The sequence below is a fragment of the Aliivibrio sp. 1S128 genome (genome assembly GCF_001691065.1).
Taxonomy (GTDB): domain Bacteria; phylum Pseudomonadota; class Gammaproteobacteria; order Enterobacterales; family Vibrionaceae; genus Aliivibrio.
On sequence record NZ_MAJV01000137.1, the window covers coordinates 22288 to 32344 of the forward strand.

The 10057-nt window shown below is 39.1% G+C and carries 8 protein-coding genes and 1 tRNA gene; all 9 read right to left on the reverse strand.

The features are described 5' to 3' along the window. Nucleotides 1–52: 52 nt before the first annotated feature. A complete protein-coding gene (gene luxS / locus A6E03_RS18110; RefSeq protein WP_065601446.1) occupies nt 53–571 on the reverse strand; it encodes an S-ribosylhomocysteine lyase in 519 nt (172 codons plus the stop codon). Nucleotides 572–601: 30 nt separating this feature from the next. Then, nucleotides 602–1201: a hypothetical protein gene (locus tag A6E03_RS18115; RefSeq protein ID WP_065601447.1), complete on the reverse strand. Its 600-nt coding sequence runs from the start codon at nt 1199–1201 to the stop codon at nt 602–604. Nucleotides 1202–1268: 67 nt separating this feature from the next. After that, nucleotides 1269–2834, reverse strand: a complete 1566-nt coding sequence (gene gshA, locus A6E03_RS18120) for a glutamate--cysteine ligase (RefSeq protein ID WP_065594325.1) — start codon at nt 2832–2834, stop codon at nt 1269–1271. A 132-nt stretch (nt 2835–2966) separates the two neighbouring features. Next, nucleotides 2967–5819 carry a pitrilysin family protein gene (locus A6E03_RS18125; protein WP_065601448.1) on the reverse strand — a complete coding sequence of 951 codons (2853 nt, stop codon included), beginning with the start codon at nt 5817–5819 and terminating at the stop codon, nt 2967–2969. An 8-nt stretch (nt 5820–5827) separates the two neighbouring features. Next, entirely contained in the window at nt 5828–6259 is a 432-nt protein-coding gene (locus A6E03_RS18130) for a YqaA family protein (RefSeq protein ID WP_065594323.1), read from the reverse strand. Nucleotides 6260–6355: 96 nt separating this feature from the next. After that, nucleotides 6356–7486 carry a sodium ion-translocating decarboxylase subunit beta gene (locus A6E03_RS18135; protein WP_065594322.1) on the reverse strand — a complete coding sequence of 377 codons (1131 nt, stop codon included), beginning with the start codon at nt 7484–7486 and terminating at the stop codon, nt 6356–6358. Nucleotides 7487–7497: 11 nt separating this feature from the next. Further along, nucleotides 7498–9276 (reverse strand): sodium-extruding oxaloacetate decarboxylase subunit alpha, encoded by a 1779-nt coding sequence (gene oadA / locus A6E03_RS18140; protein ID WP_065594321.1) that lies wholly within the window; start codon nt 9274–9276, stop codon nt 7498–7500. Nucleotides 9277–9313: 37 nt separating this feature from the next. After that, on the reverse strand, nt 9314–9565 hold the full coding sequence (locus A6E03_RS18145; protein ID WP_065594320.1) for an oxaloacetate decarboxylase subunit gamma: 252 nt from the start codon (nt 9563–9565) through the stop codon (nt 9314–9316). A 331-nt stretch (nt 9566–9896) separates the two neighbouring features. After that, nucleotides 9897–9973, reverse strand: a tRNA-Arg gene (locus tag A6E03_RS18150). Nucleotides 9974–10057 lie beyond the last annotated feature (84 nt).

Sequence of the window (10057 nt, forward strand, 5' to 3'; positions counted from 1 at the left end):
CCCGTATTAGCGAGCTAATACGGGATTTTTTACATCGATTAAACCGTAAAAACTAATCGACTGATAATTCTTTTAGCATTGAATCAGGTAATGCGAGTTCATCGTTTTTATTCACTCGAATACCAGAAGCCAAGATAGCAGTAGCAATTGCCTTCGCCTCTTCTAAAGAGTGCATAGCATAAGTACCACATTGATATTCATTCAATTCAGGGATTTTATTCTGAGCCTCAACATTTAGTACATCTTCCATTGATGCAATCCAAGCATTTGCCACTGTTGTTTCAATTGGTGTTCCAATCAAGCTCATATAAAAGCCAGTGCGACATCCCATTGGTGATATGTCAATAATCTCAACTTCTGGTCCATTTAGATGATTACGCATAAAACCAGCGTATAGATGCTCTAACGTGTGGATGCCTTTCTCTGACAAGATATCTTTATTTGGGGCTGTAAAACGCAAATCAAACACGGTAATTGTATCGCCTTTTGGGGTTTGCATTTTCTTTGCTATACGAACAGCAGGCGCTTCCATTCGAGTATGATCAACGGTGAAGCTATCTAATAATGGCATAATTTAATCCTTTAATTTATGAATGATGGTTTACCACCACCAACTACTTTGTCTTTCAAGCTCAGCTTTACATTGTTTTAATTGCCAGCCATACGTTTTAGCTTGAGATTCAACTCTACGTGCTATCTTAATCAATTGTGGTTTACTTTGATAGCTCTTGCGTTTATAACCACCTCGACCTTCATGATAAGCAAGGTATTGGTTGTAAGGATCCCACTTAGATATGCCTAGTTGCTTTTGTGACCCATCGGTATACCAACCAATAAACATAATAGCATCATCAAAACTACTACGAGAGCCTCCTCCCGTATCATCCTCATACTCACCCCATACTGGATCTTGAGCTTGTGCATATCCATAAGCCGAGCTTGGGCGACTCCAAGGAATAAAGCCTAATAACTTAGTCCTTGGCGGGCGAACATCTGAGCGAAAACTGCTTTCTTGCTTCATGATGGCCATCGCAACATTGATTGGCGTACCGTACTCTTCTGTCATGTCTTTCGCATCATCGTACCAACCGCTTTTTTCTCGAAAAATATCGCATACATTATCTTGCTTAGTTGGTGGGGCTGTTGCACATCCTGACAGCAGTAATAATACAAATACTGGCATCGAAAATTTATAATTCATTTTAATTTACTCAAAAAAAAGCACTGCTACCCATAGAATAACAGTGCGCTGTAATATTTGACTTTAATTACTTCAAATAACTAAAGTAATCTTCTAAATATTCAGAGAATGACTGTGTATCTTTCGATTCAATCTCTTTCTGTGCAAGAAGAGAACGAGAAACTTCCGCATCCAACTCTTCTTTTGTATAAAAACCATATTGATGTTCAAGGTGAGTTTTTCGATGCTGAACGGCAAGATCACAGCCTATTTTACCGATACCTCCCCCCTTTTTAGTTTCAGCAAGTAGTCGACCTGAAATCGTTAATTCAGGATCTTCAATCATTGCCGTTAACCGTTGATGAGTTTGTTGGTATTCATCGTTACCATTTGCAGCATCCATTTCTTTAGCAATGATAAGCAAGTCATCAAAAACTCGTTCAGCCCATGCTTTTTGAGTTAAACGTTCCCCTTGGCAACCAATTTGAAGCTCTAAACCTGGCTTACGACCTTGCTCAACAATTTTATTCCAATTATCTTTCCAACATGCCATTTCACTGTCATTCATTGGCGCTGAATCAGTTAATACTGCCCATGCTAAAAAGAGATCAAGAAAGCGAACCTGATCTTTATCAACACCAACCGAACTAAATGGATTGACATCTAGCGAACGAACTTCGATATATTCAACCCCTGAACGTTCTAATGCCTCTGATGGTCTCTCACCTGATTTAGTCACTCGTTTAGGTCTAATTGGTGCATACAACTCATTTTCAATTTGAAGTACATTTGCATTTAATTGAATATGTTTGTCGCCTTCTTTTAAACCAATCTTAGCGAATTCTTCCGAAGGGGTCTTAATTGCTTTATTTAAACCTTCAACGTACTCATTCACGCTATTTAAACTGATCTTTAAATCACTTTGCGCATCATTAGTATAACCAAGATCACTCAATCTTAAAGACGTAGCATATGGTAAATACAGTGTATTCCCTAATGATTCAAACTCCATTGCTGTTTCACGACCTTGGATGAATGAACTGCATAATGCAGGGGAGGCTCCAAAGAAATAAGGGATTAACCAACCAAAGCGATAATAATTACGGATCAAAGCAAAATAAGCATCAGAGACAGAATCCTGTCTCTCTTTTTCCGTCTGCTCACCAAACAATTCATCCCAAAACTCAGTAGAAAAAGAGAAATTAAAATGCACTCCAGAAATAACCTGCATTACACTGCCATAGCGACGCTTTAAGCCTTCTCTATAAGTGGTTTTTAGTTTCCCTACATTTGAGTCGCCATATTGAGCTAATGTTATATCGTCGTCTTTAGTAACAAAACACGGCATAGATAATGGCCAAAGCTTCTCTTCACCCATATGAGATACAGTGTAATGATGCACATCTTCAAGCTGATTAATCACAGTATCTACATCATTTGATACTGGCGTAATAAATTCTAACAACGACTCTGCAAAATCTGTTGTTATGTATTTATGAGTTAACGCTGAACCTACGCCCACAGGATGTGGGTTTGAAGAAAGCGACCCGCCAAGAGTAAATCTCAGGGTCTCTCTTTCAATTCCCCGGCCTGATTTTCTAAATGCCTGGGGATTGGAAGCGACTTTCTGTAATCGGTTGATAAATTCGGTCAAAATACATTCTCGCTATTGAGGTAAGTTCAACATAATGTTGATTTATATCATGGGATATTAGCAAATTTTAATAACGATTGGATACGAAAAAACGGCAATATACGCTTGATATTGCCGTTTTTCTAACAATAGTTACTCCTTAAGAGTGATTAACTCAACGGGTAATCCTAGTGTTTTTAGTTTTGGTGTTAGTGCTTTTTTATCCCCAACAACAATGATTTGATATTTTGTCGGATCAAACCACTTCGTTGCTAACTCATTAAATTCATCACGACCTAAAGTAGCAATTATTTCATTTTGTTCGTCAATAAAATCAGCGTCTAACGAGTACGTTAATATTTTACCCAATAAATTTGCTTTCTGACTTGGTGTTTCATACTTTAATGCATCTTGTTGACCAACCGCCAAACGCATAAAATTAAGCTCATCCATTGTCATACCATCATTAGCAAACTTCTGCATTTCTGCTGTAAATTCTTTTATTGATTCAAGCGTCACATCTGCACGTACTTGAGCATAAAAAATCGACATTCCAACTTCTTTATTACCGGTTAGATAGCCACCAGCGCCATAGGTATAACCCTTATCTTCACGAAGATTTTGGTTAATTCGGCTATTGAAGTTCCCACCTAAATTAAAGTTTGCAAGTTGTGTTTCAAATAATTCACCAGTTGCATCAAAAGGCATACCTTGTCGAACAAAACGAATCACACTTTGAGGTGCATTAGGCTTATCAATTAAATACACTTTTTGTTGGGTTAATTTTGGTAATTGTTGTGGTGCTAACAATTGTGGTGTTTCACCTTTCCATAGAGAAAGAAAAGAGAGTTTTGATATCAAATCTGATTTATTAATATCACCTACAGACACAACCTGTGTTCCTACTGGTGTATAGTTTTCTTTATAAAAACGTTTTACATCATCCAGAGTTAGATTTTTTACTGAAGCAATCGTTCCATCTGGTGAGCGGTCAAATATTGTACCTTTGAACAACACTTCTCGCGTTGCTTGAGACGCTAACCATGATGGTTTTTGATGACTATAAACCAAACCTTCTACAGCTTGTTTTTGTAGGCGTTCAAAATCTGCTTGCTTGAATGCAGGAGAAAACAACATTTCATTTACTATAGACAATGTTTCATCTAAATTTTTTGTTAATGAAGATACTGATACCCCGGTAGTATAGCTACCAGAATTAAACGAGATCCCACTGCCTAATTTATCTAAACGTTTTTGCAGCGCTTCAGAACTTGATGTTGTAGTCCCTTCTTCCATCATTGCAGCCGTTAATGATGCTAAGCCTTCTTGGCCTCGTGGCACATAACGATTTCCAGCAGGAATTGAGATTTGTAATTGAACCGTTGGTGTTTCAATTGCTTCAGAGCCTAAGACTTCAATACCGTTAGCTAATTGCGCACGGAAAATATCTGGTGTTTTAGCAGTAACCGCCTTTGATGGTAATGGCATAATTGAGCGGTCAAAATCATCAACGGCTTTACGTACAGCTAAACTAGTGTCATCAATTTTCTCGTATTCAGGTAAGTCTCGTTTCGGCGTCGTAAAGTTAGGCGCTTTAACTTGCAGTTGCGTTTTCCCTTTTGGTACCACACTTAGCGTCACCTTGTATTTATTCGCTATATACGAATTAAAAGCTTGAGAAACCTTCTCTGGAGTCACCGCTTTAAGTTCTGCTAATTGCTTTTCTAATTGGTCTGGATTGCCATAAAAAGTTTCATTAGAAGCAAGTTGAGACACTTTTCCTGAAACTGACTGCAAGCCAAAAATCGCACCGGCTTCTGCACTGCCTTGCACTTCTGCTAGATCTTCTTGAGATACACCTTCTTTCTCAAATTTATCTAAAACATCCATCACTTCTTTATATGCGATAGCAAGGTCATTCTTATCACTAGAATCCGTCATCGCATACACATACATGGTACAAGAAAGTTCAGCACAATCATGAAATGCTCCTGTATCCACGACTTTACCCGTTTTAACTAGATCTTGATAAAGCAAACTCGTTTTACCATCACCAAGTAAGGTTGCTAGCATATCAAGGCTAGCTTCCGTTTTTTCACCACGATAAGTTGTTGGCCAACCAATCATAACCATTGGTTGTTGAATTCGATCTTCCAAAGTAATAAAACGATCTTCAGTCAGCGTTACTGGCTGTTTTGGGGCATCTTCAACTTCAGGACCACGAGGGATTGAGCCGAAATATTTATTTACCCATTCCAACGTCTGTTTACTGTCTAAATCACCACCAATGGTAATAACTGCGTTATTTGGGCCATACCAACGTAAAAAGAATGCTTTAAGGTCATTGACGTCTACACGGTCTAAATCTTCAACATAGCCAATGGTTTGCCATGAGTAAGGATGATCTTGTGGAAACAAAGCCTCTCCCATACGCTCATAAATTAATCCATAAGGTCGATTATCATAATTTTGACCACGTTCATTCTTAACAGTACTGCGCTGAATTTCAAATTTCTTTTGGGAAACGGCATCAATTAAAAAGCCCATACGATCAGACTCTAGCCAGAGCATTTTCTCTAATTGATTAGCTGGAACCGTTTCAAAATAATTGGTTCTGTCGCGGTTAGTTGTACCATTTAAGGTGCCACCCGCTTCGGTGATTATCTTAAAATGCTGCTGGTCACCCACATTTTCTGAGCCTTGGAACATCATATGCTCAAAGAAGTGTGCAAACCCTGATTTACCAATATCTTCACGTGCCGAGCCTACGTGATAAGTGACATCAACATGAACTAATGGATCTGAATGATCTGGGCTAAGAATAACGGTTAAACCATTCTCTAATGTATATTTCTGATAGGGAATTACCGTTGTCCCTTCCTTTGGCAAAACTTGCTCAATTAAAGTCACACCTTGCGGTAAGTCGAATGTTTTTGGCGCTTCAAATTCAGAGTTACTGCAACCCGCTAGAGCCAGAATTATCGAGAGGCTTAATAATTTTTTCATTTTAGTTCCTATAAAATCCCATTTACTGCGAGCGATAACAGAAGGTATCGTGCAGCCTTTCCTATCCCAATTAAAATTACGCATGGCCAGAATCTCATTCGTAGCCATCCAGCAGCAAGACAAAGAGGATCACCTATAACTGGTAACCAACTGAACAATAACGTCCAATAACCGTATTTTTTTATCCATTGAATCGCTTTATGACCATATTTTTGTGAAGAAGTTTTATTAGGTAATAACAAACCAATCCAATAATTTGTAATCCCGCCTAACGTATTTCCCAATGTTGCAACGGTTATCACTGTCCACATGGAGAAGCTATCTAGTTTTAACGTTGCAATCAAGCTCGCTTCTGACGCGCCAGGTAGCAAGGTCGCACTTAAAAAACCAGAACTAAATAACACCCACAATGCAGAATCTGCATTAAACCAATCAAACATGATTGAATCTATTCCCGTACTAATACTAATATATCAATAAGCATAAAATAAAAAAGGGCGCATCAGCACCCTTTTTTTGTTACGTTTTATTCAACATTAACCAACTAATGCCAATAAAATACCAGCCGCAACAGCAGAACCAAGTACTCCAGCGACATTTGGCCCCATAGCATGCATTAATAAAAAGTTTTGAGGGTTAGCCTCAAGTCCTACTTTATTAACAACTCGTGCTGCCATTGGTACTGCAGATACCCCCGCTGCACCAATTAAAGGGTTAATGTCTTCTTTTGAATACTTGTTCAATATCTTGGCCATAATTACACCACCAGCAGTACCGACACTGAAGGCAACTGCACCTAACAATAAAATACCTAACGTTTCTACATTAAGGAACGTTTCTGCTTTTAGTTTTGAGCCAACACCTAAACCTAAGAAGATCGTCACAATGTTAATCAATTCATTCTGAGCAGTATTCGATAAGCGATCAACCACACCTGATTCTTTCATTAAATTACCTAAACAGAACATGCCAACGAGTGGTGTTGCTGAAGGTAAAAACAAAATAGTCATCAATAAAACAGCAAGTGGGAAAATAATTTTCTCAGCCTTACTAACATGACGCAGTTGTGCCATCTTTATTTGACGCTCTTCCGGTGTCGTTAACGCTTTCATTATCGGCGGTTGGATAATTGGAACCAGTGCCATATAACTGTATGCCGCAACTGCAATTGCCCCTAATAAATCAGGAGAAAGCTTACTTGCTAAGAAAATCGCGGTTGGCCCATCTGCACCGCCAATAATGGCGATTGAAGAAGCATCTGCTAACGTAAATTCCATACCCGGCACAAAGTTAAGTAGTATGGCACCAAACAGCGTAGCAAAAATACCAACTTGAGCCGCAGCGCCTAACCATAACGTTTTTGGATTTGCAATTAAGGCACCAAAATCAGTCATTGCTCCCACGCCCATAAAGATGAGCAATGGGAATACCCCAGTCTCAATCCCTACATAATAAACGTAATACAATAACCCACCAGGCTCAGTAAATCCTGCGTTTGGAATATTCGCTAATACCGCACCAAAACCAATTGGTAATAATAATAACGGTTCAAATCCTTTTTTTATTGCTAAGAATAAAAGTCCACAGCCAACTAAAATCATAATAAGCTGTTCAAACTTAAAATTGGCAATTGCGGTTTCATTCCACAGTGTTAATAAACCATCCATGTTTAATTACCCTACGCTAGAGAAAGCAACGGTGTACCAACAGTTACCGCATCGCCTTCCTTAGTTAAAATATCCTGCACTGTTCCATTACGTGAAGCTCTGATTTCAGTTTCCATCTTCATAGCTTCAAGAATAAGTAACACATCACCTTCTTCTACTTCAGCACCCGGTTGCACTAAGACTTTAAAAATAGTCCCCGCAAGTGGCGCATCAACAGATTCTGCATCTACAGCAGATAATTGAGCTGACTGAACAGGTGCTGCTTGAGCTGATACTGGAGAGACTGAAGAGATTACACCTTGAGGCCCAACTTCTACATTATAAATTTGTCCATCAACTTTCACGCTATAAGCTTCAACACCACCTTTCGCTGGCGCCGCTTTAATATCTGCTTCTTTTTCTGTTCCTGGTGCGGGTTCAAATGCCTCTGGGTTATTGCGATTGTTGAGGAATTTCAAACCAACTTGTGGGAATAATGCATAAGTCAGCACATCATCCACTTGCTGCTCTGCCAATTCAATATTGTCTTCTTTTGCCTTAGCGACAAGCTCATCAGTCAAGGTATGAAGCTCTGCTTTCAATAAATCCGCAGGACGACAAGTAATTGCTTCTGCACCATCCAATACTCGCGCTTGTAACTCTGCATCAACAGCAGCAGGTGCTGCTCCGTACTCACCCTTCAATACACCCGCTGTTTCTTTAGTGATGCTTTTATAGCGCTCACCAGTAAGAACATTAATTACCGCTTGAGTACCCACAATTTGAGATGTTGGGGTCACAAGAGGGATATAGCCAAGATCTTTACGTACTTTAGGTATCTCGAGTAATACTTCATCCATCCTATCAGCAGCACCCTGCTCTTTAAGTTGGCTTTCCATATTAGTTAACATTCCACCAGGAACCTGAGCAATCAGGATTCGTGAATCAACCCCTTTCATCTGACCTTCAAATTTCGCATATTTTTTACGAACTTCACGGAAGTAGGCCGCGATAGGATCTAATTGTTCAAGGTTAAGATTGGTATCACGACCTGTACCTTCGAGCATTGCCACTACAGTTTCTGTCGGTGTATGTCCGTAAGTTTGGCTCATAGAAGAGATTGATGTATCTAAAATATCAATGCCTGCTTCTGCCGCTTTTAAGGCTGTAGCGGTAGATAAACCAGTTGTTGCGTGGCTATGTAAAGCAAGAGGTACATCACATGATGCTTTAATTCGTGTAATTAATTCTTCAGCTTCATAGGGTTTAAGCAAGCCAGACATATCTTTGATACATAAAGAATGACAACCTAGATCTTCAAGGCGCTTCGCAAGATCAACCCATGTATCTGAATTATGCACAGGGCTTGTTGTGTAAGAAAGTGTCCCTTGAGCATGAGCACCGACATCTATCGTAGCTTTTACTGCTGTTTGAAAGTTTCTCACATCATTCATGGCATCAAAAATACGGAAAACGTCCATACCATTTGCATGCGCTCGCTCTACAAACTTTTCAACCACATCATCTGCGTAATGGCGATAACCTAAAAGATTTTGGCCACGTAATAACATTTGCATCGGTGTATTTGGCATCGCTTTCTTTAATAGACGCAAGCGCTCCCACGGATCTTCACCTAGATAGCGAATGCATGCATCAAATGTTGCTCCACCCCAAGTCTCTAATGACCAATAGCCAATTTTATCAAGCTGCTCTGCTATAGGCAGCATGTCTTCAACGCGCATACGAGTGGCGAATAATGATTGATGAGCGTCACGAAGTACCACATCAGTGATAGAAAGTGGTTTAGACATACTTACAAACTCCTTGTAATAATTTTCCTAAAACAGTTTATCGATTCTTTTGACGGTGTAATTTAACCGCAGCAGAGATCGCAGCAATAATTTGAGGCTGGACTGTTGTTTGATCGGGATTCTGAGCTTTTTGAATCGCTAATGCTTGCTTCGGAGGTAACTCCACGGGCAATAGCTTAGACATAAGCTGAACGAGGTAGACAAGAATGGTAAGGAATATGAATACGACGCTCATGCCAGTTAGCATTAACGTTGCAGCTTCCCCTAGTAGACTTCCAATGTCTGTCATCTTTTATTCCTTTTTTGATGATAGTGACAATGTAAAATTTAGTATGTAACTTACTAACAAATTATGTTCTTTTATTCTAAAAAGAAAGAATGATTATCTCGACATCAATGTATTTGTCAAATGCGAAACGATCACACTTTATTAAAAAAAGTGTTTTATGGCGAGATATATCCATACACTGCCACTATTCACCTTGAAGTAAACTGATTACAATCAAATTACCCAATAATAACCTTAAATTAATATTTCTTAATAATATTATCAATTGGTTAACTTAATTTTCTATAGGCATAAAAAAACCCGACCATAAAGATCGGGTTCTTCTAAATAATGGTGCGCCAGGAAGGATTCGAACCTCCGACCGCCTGGTTCGTAGCCAAGTACTCTATCCAGCTGAGCTACTAGCGCACAATAAATTCTAATTGTCTTTGTAACTAACTATTGTAACCAATAAACAGTTACAAAAAGAAAAAATGGTGCGCCAGGAAGGAT

Excerpts from the sequence above, each read along its gene's own strand:
- luxS (WP_065601446.1), bottom strand. The coding sequence starts at position 571 with ATGCCATTATTAGATAGCTTCACCGTTGATCATACTCGAATGGAAGCG.
- A6E03_RS18115 (WP_065601447.1), bottom strand. The coding sequence starts at position 1,201 with ATGAATTATAAATTTTCGATGCCAGTATTTGTATTATTACTGCTGTCA.
- A6E03_RS18125 (WP_065601448.1), bottom strand. The coding sequence starts at position 5,819 with ATGAAAAAATTATTAAGCCTCTCGATAATTCTGGCTCTAGCGGGTTGC.
- A6E03_RS18130 (WP_065594323.1), bottom strand. The coding sequence starts at position 6,259 with ATGTTTGATTGGTTTAATGCAGATTCTGCATTGTGGGTGTTATTTAGT.
- A6E03_RS18135 (WP_065594322.1), bottom strand. The coding sequence starts at position 7,486 with ATGGATGGTTTATTAACACTGTGGAATGAAACCGCAATTGCCAATTTT.
- oadA (WP_065594321.1), bottom strand. The coding sequence starts at position 9,276 with ATGTCTAAACCACTTTCTATCACTGATGTGGTACTTCGTGACGCTCAT.
- A6E03_RS18145 (WP_065594320.1), bottom strand. The coding sequence starts at position 9,565 with ATGACAGACATTGGAAGTCTACTAGGGGAAGCTGCAACGTTAATGCTA.